Source organism: Salipiger bermudensis (assembly GCF_019801965.1).
Classification (GTDB): Bacteria; Pseudomonadota; Alphaproteobacteria; order Rhodobacterales; family Rhodobacteraceae; genus Salipiger; species Salipiger bermudensis_A.
Window position 1 is genome coordinate 1 of the sequence record NZ_JAHVIA010000011.1, and the last position, 22,328, is coordinate 22,328.

At 67.3% G+C, this 22,328-nt stretch carries 19 protein-coding genes; 8 read left to right on the forward strand and 11 right to left on the reverse strand.

Annotation, left to right across the window (positions count from 1 at the left end; genetic code table 11):
• The first annotated feature begins 347 nt into the window (after positions 1-347).
• Positions 348-476, forward strand: coding sequence for a hypothetical protein (locus tag KUV62_RS22740; protein ID WP_261395810.1), 129 nt, complete (start codon positions 348-350; stop codon positions 474-476).
• Here the strand turns inward: KUV62_RS22740 and KUV62_RS20815 are convergent.
• The 4 genes from KUV62_RS20815 to KUV62_RS20830 all read right to left on the reverse strand — a co-directional run bounded on the left by KUV62_RS20815 (position 449) and on the right by KUV62_RS20830 (position 6,387).
• Positions 449-1,723 (reverse strand): amidohydrolase family protein, encoded by a 1,275-nt coding sequence (locus KUV62_RS20815; RefSeq protein ID WP_222605676.1) that lies wholly within the window; start codon positions 1,721-1,723, stop codon positions 449-451. The two genes, KUV62_RS22740 and KUV62_RS20815, sit on opposite strands and share 28 nt — an antisense overlap.
• Positions 1,720-4,248 carry an ATP-binding cassette domain-containing protein gene (locus KUV62_RS20820; RefSeq protein ID WP_222605677.1) on the reverse strand — a complete coding sequence of 843 codons (2,529 nt, stop codon included), beginning with the start codon at positions 4,246-4,248 and terminating at the stop codon, positions 1,720-1,722. Before KUV62_RS20820 ends, KUV62_RS20815 begins: the two co-directional genes overlap by 4 nt.
• Positions 4,249-4,251: 3 nt before the next feature.
• The gene (locus tag KUV62_RS20825; RefSeq protein ID WP_222605678.1) at positions 4,252-5,127 is read right to left on the reverse strand and encodes a branched-chain amino acid ABC transporter permease; all 876 of its coding nucleotides are present in this window, start codon (positions 5,125-5,127) and stop codon (positions 4,252-4,254) included.
• Between the two features lie 87 nt (positions 5,128-5,214).
• Positions 5,215-6,387 (reverse strand): ABC transporter substrate-binding protein, encoded by a 1,173-nt coding sequence (locus KUV62_RS20830; protein ID WP_222605679.1) that lies wholly within the window; start codon positions 6,385-6,387, stop codon positions 5,215-5,217.
• A 243-nt stretch (positions 6,388-6,630) separates the two neighbouring features.
• On the opposite strand from KUV62_RS20830, the gene KUV62_RS20835 reads away from it, so the two are divergent.
• A complete protein-coding gene (locus KUV62_RS20835; RefSeq protein WP_222605680.1) occupies positions 6,631-7,053 on the forward strand; it encodes a nuclear transport factor 2 family protein in 423 nt (140 codons plus the stop codon).
• Positions 7,054-7,083: 30 nt separating this feature from the next.
• On the opposite strand, the gene KUV62_RS20840 is transcribed toward KUV62_RS20835, so the two are convergent.
• The 3 genes from KUV62_RS20840 to KUV62_RS20850 all read right to left on the reverse strand — a co-directional run bounded on the left by KUV62_RS20840 (position 7,084) and on the right by KUV62_RS20850 (position 12,242).
• The gene (locus KUV62_RS20840) at positions 7,084-7,758 is read right to left on the reverse strand and encodes a GntR family transcriptional regulator (RefSeq protein ID WP_222605681.1); all 675 of its coding nucleotides are present in this window, start codon (positions 7,756-7,758) and stop codon (positions 7,084-7,086) included.
• 137 nt (positions 7,759-7,895) lie between these two features.
• The gene (locus KUV62_RS20845; protein ID WP_222605682.1) at positions 7,896-11,069 is read right to left on the reverse strand and encodes an efflux RND transporter permease subunit; all 3,174 of its coding nucleotides are present in this window, start codon (positions 11,067-11,069) and stop codon (positions 7,896-7,898) included.
• 3 nt (positions 11,070-11,072) lie between these two features.
• Entirely contained in the window at positions 11,073-12,242 is a 1,170-nt protein-coding gene (locus KUV62_RS20850) for an efflux RND transporter periplasmic adaptor subunit (RefSeq protein WP_222605683.1), read from the reverse strand.
• A 340-nt stretch (positions 12,243-12,582) separates the two neighbouring features.
• On the opposite strand from KUV62_RS20850, the gene KUV62_RS20855 reads away from it, so the two are divergent.
• The 5 genes from KUV62_RS20855 (at position 12,583) to KUV62_RS20875 (ending at position 16,065) form a co-directional block, all read left to right on the forward strand.
• Positions 12,583-13,044, forward strand: coding sequence for a cupin domain-containing protein (locus tag KUV62_RS20855; protein ID WP_222605684.1), 462 nt, complete (start codon positions 12,583-12,585; stop codon positions 13,042-13,044).
• A 123-nt stretch (positions 13,045-13,167) separates the two neighbouring features.
• Positions 13,168-14,064, forward strand: a complete 897-nt coding sequence (locus KUV62_RS20860; protein ID WP_222605685.1) for a LysR family transcriptional regulator — start codon at positions 13,168-13,170, stop codon at positions 14,062-14,064.
• 112 nt (positions 14,065-14,176) lie between these two features.
• On the forward strand, positions 14,177-14,938 hold the full coding sequence (locus tag KUV62_RS20865) for a carboxymuconolactone decarboxylase family protein (RefSeq protein ID WP_222605686.1): 762 nt from the start codon (positions 14,177-14,179) through the stop codon (positions 14,936-14,938).
• A gap of 60 nt (positions 14,939-14,998) precedes the next feature.
• Positions 14,999-15,634: an NADPH-dependent F420 reductase gene (locus KUV62_RS20870; RefSeq protein ID WP_222605687.1), complete on the forward strand. Its 636-nt coding sequence runs from the start codon at positions 14,999-15,001 to the stop codon at positions 15,632-15,634.
• Between the two features lie 35 nt (positions 15,635-15,669).
• Positions 15,670-16,065: a cupin domain-containing protein gene (locus tag KUV62_RS20875; RefSeq protein WP_222605688.1), complete on the forward strand. Its 396-nt coding sequence runs from the start codon at positions 15,670-15,672 to the stop codon at positions 16,063-16,065.
• Positions 16,066-16,200: 135 nt separating this feature from the next.
• On the opposite strand, the gene KUV62_RS20880 is transcribed toward KUV62_RS20875, so the two are convergent.
• From KUV62_RS20880 to paoA, 4 genes are all read right to left on the reverse strand, one after another.
• Positions 16,201-17,061 (reverse strand): aldo/keto reductase, encoded by an 861-nt coding sequence (locus KUV62_RS20880; protein ID WP_222605689.1) that lies wholly within the window; start codon positions 17,059-17,061, stop codon positions 16,201-16,203.
• A 242-nt stretch (positions 17,062-17,303) separates the two neighbouring features.
• Positions 17,304-19,484 carry an aldehyde oxidoreductase molybdenum-binding subunit PaoC gene (paoC, locus tag KUV62_RS20885; RefSeq protein WP_222605690.1) on the reverse strand — a complete coding sequence of 727 codons (2,181 nt, stop codon included), beginning with the start codon at positions 19,482-19,484 and terminating at the stop codon, positions 17,304-17,306.
• 1 nt (position 19,485) lies between these two features.
• Positions 19,486-20,436, reverse strand: a complete 951-nt coding sequence (locus KUV62_RS20890) for an FAD binding domain-containing protein (RefSeq protein WP_222605691.1) — start codon at positions 20,434-20,436, stop codon at positions 19,486-19,488.
• Positions 20,433-21,074: an aldehyde dehydrogenase iron-sulfur subunit PaoA gene (gene paoA, locus KUV62_RS20895; protein ID WP_222605692.1), complete on the reverse strand. Its 642-nt coding sequence runs from the start codon at positions 21,072-21,074 to the stop codon at positions 20,433-20,435. Before paoA ends, KUV62_RS20890 begins: the two co-directional genes overlap by 4 nt.
• Positions 21,075-21,482: 408 nt before the next feature.
• Here paoA and KUV62_RS20900 point away from each other — a divergent pair, with 408 nt between their 5' ends.
• On the forward strand, positions 21,483-22,316 hold the full coding sequence (locus KUV62_RS20900; RefSeq protein WP_222605693.1) for a formate/nitrite transporter family protein: 834 nt from the start codon (positions 21,483-21,485) through the stop codon (positions 22,314-22,316).
• Positions 22,317-22,328: the final 12 nt, after the last annotated feature.

The window sequence follows — 22,328 nt, forward strand, 5'->3', positions numbered from 1 at the left end:
TTCGATCTGAACACGTTCCTTGACGCTCAGTTGCGTGTATACCGCTCCCATGGCAGGCTCTCTCCATTAGATAACCATCTGTTTTCTAATGGGAGTCGCACTTGAGGGTAGCGCGCACCTCTGTGAACTCATGAATCCTGTAATAGGGATTATGTTAAACAAAAGCCCTGCAATATTCTGAAGACAATGAATTCAATACATTAAAGACCATGGCCGATGAGATGGCGTTCTGTCTGTCTGACCGATGTCTTTGATTCTCGACCGGCTGGTATCGCTCTACCAGAATGTGAAGCCGCGCGAGGCGGCGGAGATCGCGAGCGTGCTCAACATTGAGGTCGGTGATCACGATGAACCAGTTCGGCGCGGCACCGATCATCGCCGCGCTGGACACGGTGCGCGCTCGGGCGATCTCGCAGATCATCCTCGAGCGCGCGAAGCTGCCGGGCGATCAGCGTCCCGACGACATCAGGCTGTAATCGCGCACCGTTTGCGCGTCACGCCGCGGCCCCAGCAGCCTCGGTGCCGGCGCCTCGAAGGTCATCCGGCCCGCCCTCATCCCCCACAGCGGTCTCCCGATCTCGGCCACGGTTGCCGCGGCCGAGCTGCCCGGCAGCAGCACCAGATCGGCTGGCGTGCCCTCGGCGATGCGCGCGTCGCGGCCCAGCAGGCGGAACGGCGCGGCGCTGATCATCGCGAAGCAGGCCGACAACTCCTCCCCGGTGCCCAGCTGCGCCACGTTGGCGAAAAGGTTCGCCATGCGTGGCAGCGAACAGTCGCCGTAGGGGGTGAAGGGGTTCAGCACGTTGTTCGTCGCCACCGTGCAGCAGACGCCCCCCGCATGAAACCTGTGCGCCGGCGCGACGCCGCGCGGCACGGCGTGGTCATGGTCGCGCCCGGTGATGAAGAGGTCCGTCGCTGGCAGCACGGTCAGCGCGATGCCAGCATCCTTCATCAGCGCGATGCTCTCTGCCAGCCTTTCGGGCGGAAGCATCGACAGTTTGGTCACGTGGCCGATGGCCACCCGCCCCTGCATCCCGTGCGCGATGGTCTGCCGTGCGACCTCGTCGAGATGCCGCCAGCTTGTGTCGAGGTCGAAATCAAGGTGGAAATCGAGATCGACATCATATTCCCGTGCCATGCCGAAGACCCGGGCGATGTGCCCCTCGGGGTCGGTGTCGGTATAGGGACAGCCCCCCAGCAGGTCGGCACCCGCGTCGAGCGCGGCGCGCAGCAACGCCTCGGTGCCCGGATAGTTCAGCAGACCCTCCTGCGGAAAGACGCAGATCTGCAGGTCAAGCGCCCAGGCGTAATCAGCCTTGAGCTGCCGGATGGCATCGAACCCCGCAAGCCCGATGGCCGGGTCGATCTCCACGTGGGTGCGGATGAGCGTCGTGCCCTGCCCGATCGCCGCGTCGAGCACCCGTGCCCCCCGGGCATATACATCAGACGCGGTGAAGTCGCGCTTGGCCGCCGTGACGGCCTCGAGCGCGCCCTTGAGCGTGCCGGTCCGGTTCTGCGCGCGGTCCAGGATGCAGGCCTTGTCGAGATGCAGGTGGCTGTCGGCGAACCCCCGGATGAGCAGCCCGCCAGCGGCGTCGAGACAGGGCGCGTCCGAGCCGATCCGCGGGGCGATCCCGGAGATCATTCCGTCCTTCACCGCGATGTCGACCGGCGCGGCCCCGTCCGCGATACGGGCCTGGCGGATGACGAGGTCGGGGGTCATTGCGCTGCCTCGGCGCTTTCGCCCTGCCCGAGATAGGCGTCGATCAGGGCCTTGTCCGCGCGCAGCTCGTCGGCAGGACCTTCCGCCACGATGCGCCCCTGCTCCAGCACGTAGCCGCGGTCGGCCACCGCCAGCGCCAGCGTCGCCATCTGGTCCACCAGCAGGATGGTCATGCCGTCGTCGCGCAGCTCGGCGAGGATGGCGTAGAGCTCCTCGGTCATCGCGGGGGCAAGGCCCAGCGACGGCTCGTCGAGCAGCAGCAGCTTCGGCTTCGCCATGAGGCCGCGCGCGATGGCCATCATCTGCTGCTCGCCGCCCGAGAGCAGCCCGGCAGGCGTGTCGAGCCGGTCGCGCAGGCGGGGGAAGCGGCGCAGGATCGCCTCGAGTTCCTCGGGGCCGGGACGCTCCTTGCGGCGGTAGGCGCCCAGCTCGATGTTCTGGGCCACGGTGAGGTCGGGGAAGACCTGCCGCCCTTCGGGGACCAGCGCCAGACCGTGCTCGACGATGTGGTGCGGCGGCAGACCGTGGATCGAGGCGTCGTTCATGATGATCTTGCCGCCCGTGGGCTGGACCAGCCCCGCGACGGTGCGCAGGAAGGTCGACTTGCCCGCGCCGTTGGCGCCCAGAAGGGCCACCAGTTCGCCCTGCCCGACGCGGATGCGCAGCCCCTGAAGCACGTCGGCGGCTCCGTAGCCGGCGGTGAGCTCGCTGGTGATCAGCGCGTCCATCGCGCCCGGCTGGTGCGCCAGCTTGCGCGGCGGGGCCGAGAGCGTGCCCTCGCCGAGATAGGCGGCGATGACCTTCTCGTTGGCACGGATGCGGTCCGGCGTGTCGAAAGCGATGGGCTGGCCGGCGTCGAGCGCGAGGATGCGGTCGGAAATGCCCATGACCATGTCCATGTCGTGCTCGACCAGCACCACCGCGATGCCGGTGTCCGCAAGCCGGCGGAGCAGCGCGGCAAGAGCCATCTTGTCGCCGTGCATCAGCCCGGCGGCAGGCTCGTCGAGCAGCAGCACGTGCGGACGCATGGCCAGTGCGCGCGCGATCTCGACGAGGCGCCGGTCCACGTGCGGCAGGTCGGCGGCGGGGGTCTCGGGGTCTCCGGTGTAGCCGACCAGCGCCAGCAGCCCGCGCGCGGCGGCGCGGTTCTCCAGGGTGGTCAATGGGGCGAAGGGCGCCCCGAAGCGGCCCCGCGGGAACCCGGCGATGACGTTCTCCTCGGCGGAGAGGCTGCCGAAGAGCCGCGTCGCCTGGAAGGTCCGCGCCACCCCGAGCCGGGCGGTGTCATGCAGCGACCAGCCGGCGATCTCGGTGTCACGGGTGCGGATCGTGCCGGTGCCCGGGACGTAGAACCCCGAGATCATGTTGAGCAGCGTCGTCTTGCCGGCGCCGTTGGGACCGATAATCGAGGTCACCTCGCCCGGGGCGGCGGTGAAGCTGGCATCGACCACGGCGCGCACCCCGCCGAAGGTGATCCCGAGGCCGCTCACCTGCAGCCCCTGCGGATCCGCCGGGGTGATGGTCTGAAACATCGCCTCCGGCGACACGGCATCAACGGCATGGCGGCGGCGCGGCAGCACGCGCGCGACGAGGCCGACCACCCCCTGCGGCGCCAGCAGCAGGACGGCCACCAGCAGCGCGCCGAAGAACAGCAGCCGGTATTCCGCCATCCCTGCCAGCACCTCGGGCAGGAAGACGACCACGGCGGCCCCGACCAGCGGGCCGAGTACCGTCCCCGACCCGCCGAGGATGACGGCGAAGAGAAACAGGATGGATTGCGAGAGCATGAAGTTGCTCGGCGCGATGAACTGCATGAGCTGGGCGAAGAGCCCGCCGGCGAGCCCTGCCGCCGCTGCCGCCACGGCAAAGGCCGCGAGCTTGGTCCGGAAAGGATTGAAGCCGAGCGCTCCGGCGGCGATCTCCTGGTCGCGCAGGGCGACCATCGCCATGCCCCAGCCGCTGACCGCCACGCGGCGATAGGCCAGAAGCAGCGCCCCGGCGAGCACGATGGCCAGCATGACCAACTCCTTCTCGCCGAAGGCGATCCCGCCGATGCTGGGGGCGTCGAAGCCCATCAGGCCGTTCTGGCCGCCGGTCAGCCCGCGCCATTCGATCACGAGGTGCTCGATGATGAAGGCAAAGGCGATCGTCACCATCGCCAGGAACGGCCCCGCCATGCGCACCGCCGGAACTGCCAGCAGGCAGCCCACCGCCGCGCTGACCGCGGTGGCCAGCGGCAGGGCGAGCCAGAAGCTCAGGCCGGCCTGCAGCGCGATGGCATGGGCATAGGCGCCGATGGCAAGGAAGCCGACCTGCCCGAGCGAGACGAGGCCGGTCAACCCGAAGAGCAGGTTGAGCCCGGTGCCGAGGATCGTCCAGATCGCCACCAGCCCAATGACGAAGAGCGTGTAGCCCCCCACCACGTTGAGCAGCGCCAGCGCGCCGCAGGTCAGGGCGACCAGCGCGATGTCCATGATCCGGGCGTCGGTCAGGCCGGTGCGGGGTGCGGAGGGTTTGGTCGTCATGGCTCAGACCTTCTTGAGCTTGGCGGCGCCGAACAGCCCGCCCGGTTTCACCGCGAGCACGGCGATCAGCAGGGCGAAGACGACGATATATGTCCAGGAGGACCCGAGGAACGAGGTCGTCATGCCCTCGACCAGGCCATAGAGGAAGCCGGCGATCATCACGCCCCAGGCCGAGGTCATGCCCCCGAGGATGGCGACCGCGAAGGCCTTGATGCCGAAGAGCGTGCCCATGTCGGAATGCACCGAGAAGAGCGGCGCGATCAGCAGCCCCGCCGCGCCTGCCAGCATCGACGACAGCGCGAAGCTGCCCGAGATCATGGCGGTGGTGTTGATGCCCATGAGCCGCGCCGCCTCGGGGTTCTGCACCACGGCAAGGAGCGCCCTGCCCTGCCGCGTGCGACGGAACAGGATCTGCAACCCGAAGGCCAGCGCGATGGCCACCAGCGGGATCAGCAGCTGCAGCGGATAGATGCCGGTGCCGAGGATCTGCCAGCTGGTCCCGACCAGCGGCGACGGCAGGCTGCGTGGCTCGTTCCCGAAGGTGAAGAGCACGGCGTTGTCGAGCAGGATGCCCCCTGCGACCGTGGACATCAGCCAGCCCTCGTTGCCGCGGATGGCGAAGGGACGGATCAGGCACAGTTCCACCAGCATGCCTATGAGCGCACAGCCCAGCAGCGCCAGCGGGTAGCCGATCCAGACCGGCAGGCCCCAGCGCACCGTCAGGACATAGCCCAGCACCGCGCCGAGCATGACCATGGAGCCTTGCGCGAAGTTCACGCGGGAGCAGACGGAATAGGTGATCTGGAAGCCGAGGGCGATCAGCCCGTACATGGCTCCGAGACCCAGCCCTGTAAGGACGGCGGCGACGAAAAGGGACATTCCGGCTCTCCACGGAAAAGGGGGGAGGAAGGGCGGCGCCCCCGGCACGCATTGGCCGGAGGCGCCCGTTTCAGGCCGTGGCGCGGATCATTCCTCGAGCGGGATGATCTCGCCCTCGACGAAATGCGCGAAGATGTAGTCGTCCGGGCCGAGCGCATCCTGGTTGTCGGGCGAGAACGGCTGGTCGTAGGTCTTGATCACGCCCTCGACGCCGCTGATGCCGTACATCGCCTCGCGGATCGCCGGACCCTCGGTGCTGCCCGCCGCCTCGATGGCCGCCGCGATCAGCAGCGTGGCGTCATAGGCATTTGCGATGCCCGTGGCCGGGGTCACGTCGGCGAGGCTCTGGATCTCGGGATACTTGTCCTGGAGCTTCTGGAACATCGGGTGCTCTTCCGAGGTGAAGAGGAAGGTCTGGATGAAGTGGACCTTCTCGCCGCTCGGGCCGGCCAGCTCGGTGAAGCGGCCACCCGACGGGCCCCAGTGCGAGGCCACGGGCACGTCCCAGCCCATCCGGTCGAGCGACTTCACCACCTGCGCCGAGGGGCCGACGTTGCCGACGAGGAACAGGCCGTCCGCGCCGTTCTCGCGCAGGCGGGTGAGTTGCGGCACCACGTCCACGTCGTTGCTCTCGAATTTCTCGATGCCGGCGTGTTCCATGCCGCGCGCCTCGAGCGCCTTGGTCAGCCCGTCCTCGTTCGACTCGCCCCAGGGGTTGTTGATGAGGATCATGCCCGGCTTCTCGGAGCCGTACTCGCTGACGAGATACTCGGTGATGGCTTCGTCGACATACTCGTCCACCGCCGAAACACGGAAGACGTAATTCTCCTCGGCGCCGTTCACGGTAATGCCCGTGCCCGCGGCCCAGGGTCCGACGAAGGGCACTTTCGCCTGGTTGGCAAAGGGCACGATCGCCATCGAGACCGGCGTATCGAGACCGCCCATCAGTACGGCCACGTCTTCGCGCTGCACCAGCTCGCGCGCGGCGACCATGCCGGTGCCGGGATTGGCCTCGTCGTCGCGGCTGATCAGCTCCAGGGGCCGGCCGAGGACGCCGCCCTTGGCGTTGATCTCGTCCATGGCCATCTCGATGCCGCGGGTGATCGCTTCGCCGGACTTGGCGGACTGGCCGCTGAGCGCTGCGACAAGGCCGATCTTGATCGGCTCTTCCTGCGCCGACGCCGGCAGGCTTGCCAGCATCGAGAGAGCGGTGGCGCCGGCGAGGGCCGCGCGGCGGGTGAAGGTGAATCGTGTGGGCATGAAGGCCTCCGGCTGTCGGTGTGACGGTCTTTGTGGTGTCGTCTTCGTGCCCTCATAACCGCCCGCAGCCGGCCGCCCCGTCAAAGCGCCTGGGCAAAAAACACCCCGGAAATCGGATTTCCGGAATCGCCTGCACATTCCGCAGGCAAATCGCATGCAATTTTTGTATGAAATGATCGCCGACAGGTTCCCCGGGCTGCGAATCATGCCAGCCTGAGCCGCATCAACACGAAAGGGATCTCCATGACAGCCACGCTTGCGCTCGACTACGACACGCTGCCCCCCGAGGCGCAGATCGTCCACGACTACCTCGAAGCCTCGATGGTCCCCGACCCCGAACGTGCCGCCACCTACATGGCCGAGGAGGTGACGATCACCTTCACCGGCGGCCGGGTCTACCATCACCCATCGGGTCCGGCCGGCTTCAACGCGATGCGCTACGCCTGGGTGAAGAAGGACATGCGCCAGTTCGACGTGGCGCAGGGGGCCGAGGGCGTGGTGGTCTATTCCACCGGGTATCTCTACGGCGAGTGGCCCGATGGCACCCCGTTCGAAGGCAACCGCTACGTCGACCGCTTCGTGGTCGAGAACGGCAAGATCGTGAAGATGGATGTCTGGAACGACAGCGCCGAGCGCATCCTGACCGCGCGCGGCATCGAGGCCTGAGGCCTACGCCCTCCCTGCGCGGCCCGCGGATCAGCCCGGGTCGCGCACGCCAGAGGCGTAGGGCTCTAGCGCGTCGAGATAGGAGAAGCCGTTCTTGCCGCCGGTGTCGAACTGCGCCCGCGACGAGACGGAATCGAGATGGGCCCGTGCGATGGCGCGGGCCCTCTCCACGTCGCCGTCCTGCAATGCCGAGAGAATGTCGCGGTGCTCCTGGATGCCGCAATTGCTCGAATGCGGGCGCGAGTATTGCGACAGGGTCAGGCCGCAGCGATAGCTCAGCTCCTTGACGTAGCGGAACAGGACCGGGCTTCCAGTCAGCTCTGCCATCAGGATGTGGAACTCGGTCGCCAGCCGGATCGACAGCGGCTCGGGCCCGCCGAGCGCCGCTTCCTCGCGGGCGATGTGCTCGGCCAGCCGGCTGCGCTGCTCCTCGGTCAGACCGGAGGCGAGCCGGGTGATCACCAGGTCCTCGGTGTGGGTGCGCAGCTCGAAGAGATCGCGCGCCTCCTCGAGGCTGGGCGTTGCGACGGCGGCGCCCCGGTTGTGGCGCAGCTCCACCAGCCCCTCGGCGGCGAGCCGCTCCAGCGCCTGCCGGATGATGGTGCGGCTGGCGCCGAAGCGCTCGCCGAGGGAATCCTCCGGCAGCTTCATTCCCGGCAGCAGCGCGCGTTCGAGGATGGCTGACCGAAGGGCCCCGCAGATCATCTCAGATCGGTTTTGCTGTACCGCCCCGCGTGCCATGGTCCGTCATCCTGCGCCTTGTTGTGATCGTTCAGTGTTGGCACGGGCGAGAGACAAGCTCAACTCCCCTGCCCGCCGGCGCGCGATGCTCGGCCCTGGGATCAGACCGCGCTGTCAGGCTCCGCCGGGGGCGTCTCAGCGGTATCTTCCGACTTGCCGTGGATGCCGTGATAGTTCCCCGAAACCCGCTCGCGCGCCGCCTGTAGCGCCACGTAGAGGATCGGCGTCAGGACGACCCCGAAGCTGCTGGCAAAGGCCATGCCGCCAAACACCGCGATGCCGATGGCCTGCTGGCTGCCCGCACCCGCACCCGAGGCGACGACCAGCGGCACCACGCCCAGAAGGAAGGACAGCGCGGTCATCATCACGGCGCGGAAGCGCAGCCGTGCCGCCTCGGTGCCGGCGTCGAAGATCGACTTGCCCGAGGCGCGCAGATGCATCGCGTATTCGACGATCAGGATGGCGTTCTTGGCCCCGAGCCCGATCAGCATGATCATCCCGATCTGGGTGTAGAGATTGACGTCGCGCCCCGCGATCAGCACCGCCACATAGGCGCCCAGGAGCGCGAGGGGCACGGTGAGCAGGATCGCCAGCGGCATCGTCCAGCTCTCGTACTGGGCGACGAGGAAGAGATAGGCGAAGACCACTGCGAGTCCGAGAATGATCACCACGATGCCGCCCGCCTCCTGCTCCTGCAGGGCCGAGCCGGTCCATTCGAAGCTGTAGCCCGGCGGCAGGGTCTCGGCCGCCACCTGCTCGAGCACGGCGATCGCCTCCCCGGTCGAGGTGCCGGGGCTGGTGTTGGCGGTCAGCGCGGCGGAGCGGTAGAGATTGTAGCGCGGCAGGTTCATCGGGCCGACGGTATTTTCCACCGTGACCAGCGTGCGCAGCGGCACCATCTCCCCGCTCTGCGAGCGCACGTAGAGATTGGCGATATCGTCCGCGGTGTCGCGGAATTCGCCCTCGGCCTGGATCTTGACCTGGTAGACCCTTCCGAAGAGGTTGAAATCGTTGACGTAAACCGAGCCTAGATAGGCCTGTAGCGCGGTGAAGACATCGGAGACATTGACCCCCAGCGTCTTGGCGCGCTCGCGGTCGAGATCGACGAAGAGCTGCGGCACGTTGGCCCGGAAGGTGGTGTAGCTGCGGGCGATCTCGTCGCGCTGGTTGGCGGCGAAGATCATCGACTTGACCACCGCGTCGAGATCCTGCGGCGTGCCTGCGCCGGTCTGCTGGATCTGCATCGAGACGCCGTCACCGCTTCCGAGGCCCGGGATCGGCGGCGGGCTGAAGGTGATGATCGAGGCGCGCGGGATCTGCTGCAACTGGCGCTCTACCCGGGAGCGGATCGCCTCGGCGTGCAGCGCGGGATCGGTGCGCTCGTCCCACGGATCGAGCACCACGGCGAGGAAGGCGCCGTTCGCGGCGGCCCCGCCCGACAGGATCGAGAAGCCGTTCACGGTGACGTATTCCTTGACGCCCGGTGTGTTGGCGACAATCTCTCCGACCTCGCGCGAGACCGCCTCGGTGCGGGCCAGCGTGGCCGCGTCGGGCAGCTGGATGTCGACCGCGAAGGTGCCCTGATCCTCGTTGGGGATGAAGCCGGTGGGCGCCACGCGCGACAGGCCGCCGAGTCCGATGAGCACCACGGCGACCAGCACGATGCCGATGATCGAGATCCGTGCAAGACGCGAAACGATGCCGACATAGCCGCTTCGGGTGGCCGAGATTGCGCCTTCGAAGACGCGCAGCAAGCCGCGCGGCTCGCCCTTGCGCGGCCGAAGGATCAGGCTGCAGAGCGCCGGCGACAGGGTGAGCGCGTTGAGCGAGGAGATCACCACGGCACCGGAGATGGTGATCGCGAACTCGCTGTAGAGCCGGCCGGTGATGCCGGGCATGAAGGTCACGGGGACGAACACCGCCAGCAGCACCAGCGTGGTGGCGATCACCGGCGTCGTGACCTCGCGCATGGCCTGCCGGGTCGCCTCTTTCGGGGCCAGCCCCTCGGCGATCAGGCGCTCGGTGTTCTCGACCACGACGATGGCATCGTCGACCACGATGCCGATCGCCAGCACGAGGGCGAAGAGCGAGATCGTGTTGAGGCTCATCCCCGCCGCCTGCATCACCGCGAAGGCGCCGATCAGCGACACCGGGATGGCGACCGCCGGCACCAGCGTCGCGCGCCAGCTGCCGAGGAAGATGTAGACCACTGCCAGCACCAGAACGAGCGCCAGAAGGAGGGTCTGGATGACGTCGTTGATCGAGCTCTCGATGAAATCGGTGTTGTTGTAGGTCACCGCGTAGCTCATCCCCTCGGGAAGCGAGGCGGCGAGGCGTTCGATGGTCGAGATCACCCCTTCGGAGACCGCGACGGCGTTGGCGCCGGGGGCCTGGTAGACCCCGATCACCGAGGAGGGCACGCCGTTGAACGAGCCGGAATAGGTGTAGAACTGTGAGCCCAGCTCGACCCGGGCGACATCGCCCACGGTCACCTGTGCGCCATCGGCGCCGGTGCGCAGCACGATTTCCTCGAACTCTTCCGGTTCGGCAAGGAGGCCCTGCGCGGTGACGGTGTAGGTCAGCTGCGGATCGTCGCCGCCCGGAGGTCCGCCCACTGTCCCCGCGGGGACAATGGCATTCTGATCCCGGATCGCCGCGATGAAATCGCTCGGCGTCATGCTAAGGGCAGCGAGGCGCTCGGGGTCCATCCAGACCCGCATCGAGTATTTCAGGTTGGTCAGAACGTCGGCCCGGCCGACGCCGGGCACCCGGGCCAGCGGGTCGCGGAGATTGATGTTGGCGTAGTTCGACAGGAACAGCTCGTCATAGCTGCCGTCTTCGGAATAGAGCGTGACCATCAGCAGCATGTTGCTGCTCGACTTGCTGGTCGAGACGCCGTTGCGCACCACGTCGGAGGGCAACTTGCTGTTGGCCTGCGAGACCCGGTTCTGCACGTTGACGGTCGCGATATCGGGATCGGTGCCGACCGCGAAGGTCACGGTCATGTTGTAGAGCCCGGAATCGGCGCTGCTCGAGGACATGTAGATCATGTCGTCGACGCCGTTGACCTGCTCCTCCAGTGGCGCGGCGACCGACTCTTCCACGGTGGTGGCGCTGGCGCCGAGGAAGGCGGTCGAGACATTGACCTCCGGCGGCGTGATGTCGGGGAACTTCTCGACTGGCAGGGTGATGTAGGAGATCAGGCCGAAGAGCGAGATCACAAGCGAGATGACGAGGGCGAATTTCGGGCGGTCGATGAAGAACGACGAGAACACGGCCTACTCCTCCGTCGCGCTGGCCCCGGCCGGCGCAGCCGCCGGAACCGGCTCGACCGGCTGACCGTTCCGGACCCGTTGCAGTCCCTCGACGATCACCCGCTCGCCCTCTTCGGCCCCCGAAAGCACCACCACGTCGGTGCCGAAATTGCTGCCCAGCCGGACATAGCGCTGTTCGACGAGATCGCCCTCGCCGACCACCAGCACGTAGCTGCCCTGCTGGTCCTGTTGCAGCGCCGCCTGCGGCAGCGTGTTGCGGATCTCGGGCTCGCGCTGGCCGATCTCGACATTGACGAACATGCCCGGAACCAGGGTCTCGGAGGCATTGGGGAATTCGGCCTGGACCGTGATCGTGCCGGTGGCCGGGTCGATGCGGTTGTCGACGAAGATCAGCCGCCCCTCCTCATCATGCATCCGCCCGGTCGGCAGTTGCACCCGAACCAGGGCCGCATCGCCGCCTCCGAGATCGCGGGTTTCCTGGCCCGCCCAGTCGAGCAGCTCGACGAGATCGCGCTCTGACAGACCGAAGCTGACATTGATCGGCGACATGCGGGTGATGTTGGCCAGCGAGCCGCTGGCGGGACCGACCACCTCGCCCTGGCTGAACTCGATGCTGCCGATGCGGCCGTCGAAGGGCGCCTTCATCTCGGTGTAGCCGAGCCGGATCTCGGCCTCCTGACGGCGGGCCTCTGCGGCCTGGAGCCTTGCCTCCGCTGTGGCCCGGTTGGCAACGCTGGCATCGTAATCGGCCTGCGAGATCGTGTCGCGCTCGAGCAGCTGGGTGCTGCGGGCCAGGTCGACCTCGGCCAACTGCAGCGCTGCCTCCGCCTCGGCGACCGAAGCTTCGGCCTGTGCCAGGGCGGCCTCGTAGGGTGCAGGCTCGATCTTGAAGAGCGTGTCCCCCTCGGCGACGCGCTCGCCGTCGCGGGCCCGCCGCTCCTCGAGGAAGCCCTCGACGCGGGGGCGCAGGTCAGTGGTATCGACCGCCTCGGCCCGGCCGATGAAGCGCTCGGTCTCGACAACATCGCGCGAGACGACCTCGGCGACGACGACGGAGGGGAGCGTGCCGGATGGCGCGGCGCTTTCGGCGTCATCCTCGTTGCAGGCGGTCAGTGCAATTGCGGCAAACAAGGCGAGCCCGAATTTCAGAGCCCTGTGGTCATACCTTGGCATTTCGTCCCACCTCATTCAGTGATGGATTAAATGGTTGGGTGTGCAAAAATATTTCTACTCGAAGTTTAGCAGTGCAACCGTTCAGATGCGACTCCAACCTGCGGAGATTGCGCGGGCTTATCGCCACAGCGCGGTCTGGAGCAGCGCCTCCACGCTCGTGCGCGGCGTGACGCAGGGCAGAGCGGGCCAGTCCGGCTCATGAAACCGCCTCATGAGCGCTAATGCGGCCCCGGTATTATTCCTCCCGGATCCGACCCTAATTCTCATGCCAAGGGCGCGGGCCAACCCGCGCGCCCCAGGCCCTCCGGCCGCCTCTCGCAACCAACGGAGACGACCAGACATGACACGCACCTTCACCGCAGCCGCCCTCGTGCTCGCCACCGCAGGCTTCGCCTCGGCGCAGGAGATGACCCAGACCACCGGCCTCGAGCGCGGCGGCCAGATCGGCAGCGACGAGACCTTCACCGGCACGGTCTTCGTGGCCCCGGTCTTCGGCCCCAACATGAACGATGTCAGCGCCGGCGAAGTGATCTTCATGCCCGGCGCGCGCTCGGCATGGCACACCCACCCGATCGGCCAGTATCTCGTCGTGACCGCCGGCACCGGCTGGTACCAGGAAGAGGGCCAGCCGAAGCAGATCATGCGCACCGGCGACGTGGTCTTCGCGCCGGCGGACGTGAACCACTGGCACGGCGCCACCGACACCACGTCGGTCACCCACTATGCCATCCAGGCCAATGAAGACGGCTCCGCCGTGACCTGGGGCGAGCTGGTCTCCGACGAGGACTACCTCGGAGACTGAGCCGCGACCGGCGCCGTGCAGCCTCCGGAGCGGGGCTGCACAATCAGTGGACGCGATGAATCTCGCGCATATATAATCAGGGGAGAGACTCCCATTTCCATCCGCAACGGCGATCCGTCCCCCATGATCCGTGAGAATATCAACGACCTCATCGCGCTGGCCGCAGTCGCAGAGGAACGCAGCTTCACCCGCGCGGCGGCGCGGCTCAACGTGTCGCAATCGGCGCTGAGCCATGCCATCAAGGGGCTGGAGCAGCGGCTCGGGCTGCGCCTTCTGACGCGGACCACGCGTTCCGTCGCGCCGACGCTCGAGGGCGAGGACCTGCTGGCCACGCTCAACCCGTGCTTCGAGAAGATCGAGGCGCGGCTGCAGGCGCTGAACGACTCGCGCGATCAGCCGACGGGCACCGTGCGGATCGTCGCCGTCGAATACGCCATCGAGTCGATCCTCTGGCCCAAGCTCTCGCCGGTGCTGAAGGAATACCCCTCGGTCAATGTCGAGTTCGTGATGGATTACGGCTACACCGACCTCGCCTCGTCGCAATGCGATGCCGGGGTGCGCTATGGCGAGCAGGTCAGCGAGGGCATGATCTCGATGCGGATCGGCCCGGACGAGCGGATGATCTGCGTCGGCGCGCCGGGCTATCTCGAGATCGCCGGCATTCCGCAGGAGCCGACGGAGCTCAGCGAGCACCGCTGCATCAACCTGCGGCTCTCGACCCATGGCGCGCTCTACGCTTGGGAATTCGAGGATGCCGAGGGCAACGAGATCCGCGTCAAGGTCTCGGGCCAGACCTGCTTCAACACCATCAACCCGGTGCTGCGCGCGGCGCTCGACGGGCACGGTCTGGCGCTGGTGCCGGAGCGGCTGGCCCTGCCGCATATCGAGAGCGGCGCGCTGCGCACCTGCCTCGACGCGTATTGCCCGTCCTTCCCCGGGTTTCACCTCTATTACCCGAGCCGCCAACGCCCCTCCTCGGCCTTCGAGGTGGTGCTGGCGGCGCTGCGGGAGCGGGGCTGAGCATTGATGAGGCGCGATCATGAGTGCGATCATCACATCGGCCATTAACGCAGGGGCAATCCGCGCCACATCTGTCAGGCAGAGACCGCAACCCGACAGAGGAGCCTCCAAGATGAAACGCTATATTGCCGCTTCGGCGCTCGCCCTTGCCGCCACGTCCGCGTCGGCGCAGGATGTCTCGACCACCCTACCGGACGCCGTGGGCCAGGTCGCGCCGGCGCTGGAAGCCTATTCGACCGATGGCCTGATCGGCGAGGTCTGGTCCGGTGAACAGATGTCGATGCGCGACCGCGCGCTGGTAACCTTCGCAGCCCTGATGACCCGCCACGAGACCGAGAATCTCGGCTCCTATGTCGAGCTGGCGCTCGACGCTGGCGTGACCCCGGCGGAGCTGTCGGAAACCATCACCCACCTCGCCTTCTACACCGGTTGGGGCAACGCCACCGCCGCCGCCGAGGCGATGGCACCGGTCTACGAGGCCCGCGGCGTGACCGCCGAGGATCTTCCCGCTGTCGACCCCGAGCTGCTGGGCTACGATGAAGAGGCCGAAGCAAGCCGCCAGGAAATGGTTTCGGGCATGTATGGCGATGTCAGCCAGGGCGTGGTCGACACCACCGAGCAGATGCTCTTCCTCGACCTGTGGCGCCGCCCGGCGCTCGAGCCGCGCGACCGCAGCATGGTCACCGTGGCGGCGCTGATCGCCGCCGGCCAGCCGGAGCAGATGACCTTCCACCTCAACCGCGCGATGGACAACGGCCTGACCCAGGACGAGGCCGGCGCGATGCTCTCGCATCTCGCCTTCTACGCCGGCTGGCCCAAGGTCTTCTCGGCCCTGCCAGTCGCCAAGGAGGTGTTCGAGAACCGCGGCTCGTAAATCGCGAACAAAGACAGGAGGGGGGCGGAGACGCCCCCCTCGCAGTTCAAGGAGCAGATTATGAAGATTGGCATTCTGGGATCCGGATTGATGGGCGGCAAGCTCGGTCAGCACTGGGCCGCCGCCGGGCATGACGTTCTGTTTTCCTACTCCCGCAGCGACAGCAAGCTGCAGCGCCTCGCCCGCGAAACTGGCGGGCAATACGGTTCGGTTGCCGAAGCGGTGGGCCACGGCGACGTGCTGCTGCTGGCGGTGCACTGGAGCCGCATCGACGATGTTCTGGACCAGGCCGGTCCGCTCGATGGCAAGGTGGTGCTGAACTGCTGCGTGCCGCTCGACGCGTTCGACCGCGACCTGGTGGTCGGCACGACCTCCTCCGGCGCCGAGGAACTGGCCCGCAAGCGGCCCAAGACGCGATGGGTCTCGTGCTTCAACACGACACCCTCCGAGAGCTTCGCGCCGGTCTATGCCCGCAAGGGGCAGGCGCCCGCGCCGCAGGTGCTCACCTATGCCGACGATGACGGCGCCAAGCAGATTGCCGGCGGCCTCATTCGCGACATCGGGTTCGAGCCGCTCGATTGCGGCGGGCTGCGCAATGGCCGCTATGTCGAGCCTTTCGCTATGGCCACGGTCGAGCTGGCCTATGTCCAGCCCGGTGGCCCCGCACTCACCTACCGTTTTGATAAGCTGCGCTGAGACCAGCGCAGCAATTGGAAGAAGGAGATCTCCCCATGAAAATCATTCGCTGTGGTAGCATGCCCTCGCAAAAAGGTCCGGAAGAAACCTTTTCCGGCACCGTCCGCCTCGAGATGATGTTCCAGGCCGATGAGCCGGGCCGCACCTCGGGCGCGCACGTGACCTTCGAGCCCGGCGCGCGCACCGCGTGGCACACCCACCCCGCGGGCCAGACCATCATCATCACCTACGGCCGCGGCCTGGTGCAGCGCGACGGCGGCCCGATCGAGGAAGTGACGGCGGGCGACGTCGTGTTCTTTCCGGCCGGTGAAAAGCACTGGCACGGCGCCTCGCCGAAGAACGCCATGTCGCACATCGCCATCCAGGAGAGCATCGACGGCTCGCCGGTGACCTGGATGGAGAAGGTGTCCGACGAGCAATACGGCGCCTGACACGAAAACGCCGGCGGGGAGACCCGCCGGCGACGCCGTTTTCCGATCGCGTCTCGCGCGCAGCGCGGACCCAACCGCCCGACATGCAAACGGGGCCGCAAATCGCGGCCCCGTTTTTCGTTCTGGAGCGTCAGCTCAGTGCTTGCCGCTGTAGACCGGGAAGGCGCTCGCGTCGCCGTAATCCTTGGCGGTCAGCGATTTCAGCGTGTCCATATCCGCGTCGGTGATCTCGAAATCGACGTCGGCATTGGTCTTCATGTGGTCCGGGTTCGCAGTCTTCGGCAGCGCCAGGAGATCCAGCTGCAGCACGTAGCGGATGCAGAGCTGCGGGATGCTCACGCCGTATTTCTGCGCGATGGCGCCAACCTCTTCGTTGTCGAGGATCTTGCCGTGGGCGATCGGCGAGTAGGCCTCGACCAGCATGCCATTCGACTTCGAATAGTCGATCAGCTCGAACGGCGTGTTGCCGACATGGGCCAGGACCTGGTTGATCATCGGCTTGATGGTGGCGTTCTGCAGCAGGTTGTCGAGGTCCTGTTTCTGGAAGTTCGACACGCCGATGGCGCGGATCTTGCCGGCCTCGACGGCCTCTTCCAGCGCTTTCCACGCCGCGAGGTTGCCCTCGAAGAAGCGGTCTTCGCCGGCCCAGTCGGCCCAAGGCTGCGGGCTGTGGATGATCATCAGGTCGATATAGTCGAGCCCGAGGGTCCTGAGCGAGTCCTCGATGCCGGCCTTGGCGCCGTCGTAATCCTTGATCTCGGCAGCGAGCTTGGTCTGCACGAAGAGCTCTTCGCGTGCCACGCCACAGGCGCGGATGCCCTCGCCCACGCCGCGCTCGTTGCCATAGGCCTGCGCGGTGTCGATGTGGCGGTAGCCGAGCTTGACGGCGGCCACGACCGCGTCTGCGACCTTGTCGTCGTCGATCATCCAGGTGCCGAGCGCCAGCTTGGGAATGGCGACGCCGTTCGGCAGGGTATCGGTTTCTTGCAGGATCATGGTGATCTCCTTTCCGGTTCGGCCCGTCGGGGCCCGTGTCTCAGGTCGGAGCGGGGCGCGCTTTCGGCTGCCCGTCCGTCTGGCAACAATCTAGGCCGATCGGGGCGCGACGATAACCGACGCCGACTGACACTCACTCATGAGAAGCCTGCATCAATCGCGGTATCCTGCGGTGTCGCGGCCAAGCGAAACGGGGCGACCCCTTGCAAGGTCGCCCCGTGCTGCCGTCACGGCCTGTCCGCTCAGACGGCGGGCAGGCGATCGATGAACTTGTCCATCGTCAGCGGGTAGTCGCGCACGCGGACGCCGGTGGCGTTGTAGACGCCGTTGGCGATGGCCGCGGCCACGCCGCAGAGTCCCAGCTCGCCGACGCCCTTGGCCTTGAGCGGCGTCGCCACCGCGTCGAGCGTGTCGAGGAAGATGACCTCCTGCTCGGGGATGTCGGCATGCACCGCGACCTCGTAATTCGCCATGTCATGATTGGCGAAGAAGCCGCGCCCGGTGTCGAGCGCCATGTCCTCCGAGAGCGCCGCGCCGACGCCCATCACCATGCCGCCGATGACCTGGCTGCGGGCGGTGATCGGGTTGATGATACGACCGGCATCGCAGACCGCGAGCATCCGGCGCACCCGCGTCTCGCCGGTATAGGCATGCACGCCCACCTCGACGAAATGCGCCCCGAAGGTGCCCATGGCGTAGCCCTTCTGGAAATCACCCCACTGGATCGCGTCCTCGGCGGAGACCTCTTCATTGATCTCCGAGAGCGCCATGTCGGTGTCGCCGCCGGTGACGCGGCCTCCGTTGAATTCCGCCTCATCGAGGCCGAGATTGCCGGCGATCTTCTCGCGCAGCGCCATGCAGGCGGCATAGACGCCCGAGGTCGAGCTCGGCGCGCCGAACTGGCCGCCGGATCCGGAGGAGACCGGGTAGGCGCTGTTGGCCATGCGCATCTCGACATCGGCCACATCCATGCCCATGGTCTCGGCGGCGGTCTGCGCCAGGATGGTGTAGGAGCCGGTGCCGATATCGGTCATGTCGGTCTCGATGATCAGCTTGCCGCCATCGAGGATCGCCCGCGCGCCCGAGGGCATCACCAGCGCGCCGCGATAGGCCCCGGCCACGCCGTGCCCGATCAGCCAGTCGCCGTCGCGCTGACCACCGGGGCTGGTGTTGCGCTGCGACCAGTTGAAGGCCTCGGCGCCGCGCTCGAGGCACTCGACGAAATGACGGTCGCTGAACGGGATGTCCGGGTCGGACGGGTTCACCTGCGTGTCATTGACGATGCGGAACTGCACCGGGTCCATGCCCAGCTTCTCGGCCATTTCGTCCATCGCGATCTCGAGCGCCATCAGGCCGGAAGCCTCGCCCGGGGCGCGCATGTCGGCGGTCTCGGGCAGCGGCATGTCGACCACGTGGTTCTTCACCCGGCGGGTCTCGCCGGCGTAGAAGACCGGGGTCTGCGCGGTGGCGTTCTCGCCGCGCCCGCCGGGCAGGCAATAGGCCGCGGCCTCGTGCCAGATGCCGGTGAGCTTGCCATCGGTCCCCGCCGCGAGGCGGATGCGCTGAACGGTGGCCGAGCGGTGGGTGGTGTTGTTCATCACCATCGGGCGTGGCAGCGCCAGCTTCACCGGCACACCGGCCGCGCGCGAGCCGAGGGCGGCCAGCACCGCGTCGGCGCGCAGCCAAAGCTTGGACCCGAAGCCGCCACCCACGTAGGGGCTCTCGACCCGGATGCGCTCCTGGTCGATGCCGAAGGTAGTGGCGATTGACTGGTGGTTCCAGTTGATCATCTGGTTCGAGGTCCAGACCGTCATGTCCTCGCCACCCGACCAGTCGACGGTGGAGCTGTGCGGCTCCATCATCGTGTGGCTCTCGCCGGGCGTGTGATACATCTGGTCGACGACCTGTGCGGCATCGCGGAAGGCGGCGTCGACATCGCCAACCAGCGTGTCGGGCTCGCCGGTGCCCTGCACCCGCTCGAAGGCGGCGTCGAGATCGAGATCCGCGGGGGCGCCCTCCTCGTACTCGACCTCGATCAGGGCGCTGGCGGCGCGGGCCTGCTCGAACGTGTCGGCCACCACCACGGCGACGGCCTGGTGATAGTGCTGCACCTCGTCGCCGCCGAACAGGCGCGCGACGTTGTTCATGCCCTTCTCGAGCGGGTCGATCTCGAGCGTGGTCACCACGGCGCGCACGCCGGGGGCGTTGCGCGCGGCCTCGGCATCCATCCGGGTGATGCGGCCATGTCCGATGCCGGCACCCAGCGGGTAGCCATAGAGCGCATCGGGGGCCGCGTCATTGCGCTCGTAGGCGTAGGGCGCGGTGCCGGTGACCTTGAGCGGGCCGTCGATGCGCTGCATCGGCTTGCCCACGACCTTGGCGTTGTCGAAGAGATTGCTTTCGACCGGTTTGGTGAATTCCATCTCAGGACTCCTTCAGCATGGCCGCGAGCGTGCGCTCGGCGAGGGTGATCTTGAAGGCGTTCTCCTCGGTGGGCCGGGCGCCGTCGAGCAGCACCGACATCACCGCGGAGGCACCGTTGGGCAGCTCGGCATCGGCGGCGTCGGAGCGCCACGGTTTAGGGGCCACGCCGCCAAGCGCCACCCGGCCGGAGCCGTCGGCCTGACGGATCAGCGCCACCGAGACCAGCGCGAAGGCATAGGAGGCGCGGTCGCGGACCTTGTGATACTCCTGCACGCCGCCCACCGGCGCGGGCAGGCGCACATGGGTGATGAGCTCGCCCGGCATCAGCGCGGTCTCCTGCTCCGGCGTGTCGCCGGGCAGCAGGTGAAACTCCTCGAGCGGAATCTCGCGGGTCATGCCGGTGGGGGTCACCGTCTCGACCACCGCGTCGAGCGCGCGCATCGCCACCGCCATGTCGGACGGATGGGTCGCGATGCAGGCATCCGAGGTGCCGATCACGCCCAGCTGGCGCGAAAAGGCGCCTTCGCTGAGCGCGGCGCAGCCGGAGCCGGGCACGCGCTTGTTGCAGGGCTGGTTGGTGTCATAGAAATACGGACACCGCGTGCGCTGCAGCAGGTTGCCGCCGGTGGTCGCCTTGTTGCGCAGCTGGCCGGTGGCCCCTGCGGCGATGGCACGGGTCAGCAGCGGGTAATCGCGGCGGATGCGGGCGTCGGCGGAGAGCGCGGTGTTGGTCACCAGCGTGCCGATGCGCAGCCCGCCCTCCTCGGTCTCGGTGATCTCGTCGAGGCCAAGGCCGTTGACGTCGATGACGTGCAGCGGGGTCTCGATCTCAAGCTTCATCAGGTCGAGAAGGTTGGTGCCGCCAGCAAGGAACTTGGCGCCCTCGACCTCTGCGGCGCGGGCCGCGGCAGCCGCGGGATCGGCGGGTTTCTCGTAGGAAAAGGCTCTCATACGCTTTCCTCCGCAACTTGAGTGATGGCGGCGAGGATGTTGGCATAGGCGCCGCAGCGGCAGATATTGCCCGACATGCGCTCGCGGATCTCGGCATCGGTGATGGCGATCTCGGCGGTCAGGTCGCCGGTGACGTGGCTCGGGATGCCGGCACGGATCTCCTCGATGACCTTGCGGGCCGACTGGATCTGGCCCGGTGTGCAATAGCCGCACTGAAAACCGTCATGCTCGACGAAGGCCGCCTGCATCGGATCGAGATTCTCGGGCTGGCCGATGCCCTCGATGGTCTCGACCTCGTCGCCGTCATGCATCACCGCGAGGCTCAGGCACGAGTTGATGCGCTCGCCGTTCACCGTGCAGGTGCAGGCGCCGCACTGGCCGTGGTCGCAGCCCTTCTTGGTGCCGGTGAGCTTGAGGTGCTCGCGCAGCGCATCCAGCAGCGTGGTGCGGTTGTCGACGGTCAGCTCGCGCGGCTCGCCATTCACCGTGAGCGTGACGGTGGAGGTTTCGGGACCGGCGGGCGCGGCGCTGCTCTGGGCCGCGGCACCGCCACGGTTGACGGCGGAGAAGGCGGCTGCGGCGGCTGTGCCGGCCAGAAGGGTGCGGCGGCGCAGGCTGAAATCGATGGGTGGGCTCATAAGAGTTCCTTCCTCTCGCGTGGGGTCGGCCGCGGCGGGAGGCGGCCGCGCCGGATGACGATGATGGAGGGAATGCTAGGGCGGGAAAGGGCCGAGCAAAGCGATTTGAGACTCATGATGACAATCGAACAGGCTCATGAAACCAAACCGATTTTCGCGCGTTTAACGTGGTTTCGCAGGGCGTCTCGAGCCCCGGAACGGTGCGCCTCGCGTGCCGCTTGCGCGGTTGTGCGGGCGGCGTCGAGGCCGCGTCCGAGGCGGGGCCGGGCAGCTGGCCTCGCCCGAGATACCCTTTTGCTTTCCCGGAGCTAGCTCCACTCACTGAAACGCCAAGCATCGATCCGCAGCACGCGAGATGACGGCAGGACGGGCCGATGGCGGCCCTCCGCAATCGAAAGGCCCGCAGAGATGCCAAGAACCGCCCCTCCCAGCGAGGATATTCACCCCTCCGAACAGGAGAAGAAGGATATCGCCGACAACCAGGGCCTCAGCGCCGTCTCGGTCTACGGCATCGTACACGAGGAGGGCGTGGACGAGCTGGAGCGGCCGGTTTCCTCGCTCTGGTGGTCGGGCGTGGCGGCGGGCCTCGGGATCACCGCCTCGGTGACCGCCGAAGGCATCCTGCACACGATGTTTGAAGGCCACCCCTATCAGGCCGCGATCGAGAATCTCGGCTATTCGGTGGGCTTCGTTCTGGTGATCCTCGGGCGTTTGCAGCTTTTCACCGAGAACACGCTCACCGCGATCCTGCCGCTGCTGGTGCAGCGGACACCGAAGATGCTCTGGTGCACCGCGCGGCTCTGGGCGGTGATCCTGGTGGCGAATTTCGTCGGCACCTTCTTGGCCATCGCCTTCGCGGTCTGGGGCGGCTCGATCCCGCCCGAGCACGTGCAGGGCATGATCGCGATCTCGCGCCACTTCGCCGAGCACACGCCTTGGGAGGCGTTCACCCTCGGGGTGCCGGCGGGCTTCTACGTTGCCGCGATCGTCTGGATGATGCCCTCGGCGCGGGGGGCGTCGGTGCTGGTGATCGTCATGTTCACCTACCTGATCGCGATGGGCGGCTTCACCCACGTGATCGCCGGCTCGGCCGAGATGTTCCTGCTGCTGCTGAGCGGAGAGGTGGGGCCGCTTGAGGTCGTGTCGCTGCTCGGGGCCACACTGATGGGCAACATCCTCGGGGGTACCGGCCTCTTCGCGCTGCTGGCCTACGGACAGGTGGCGCAAGAGATCGAGCGCTGAGCCCGGCCAGTT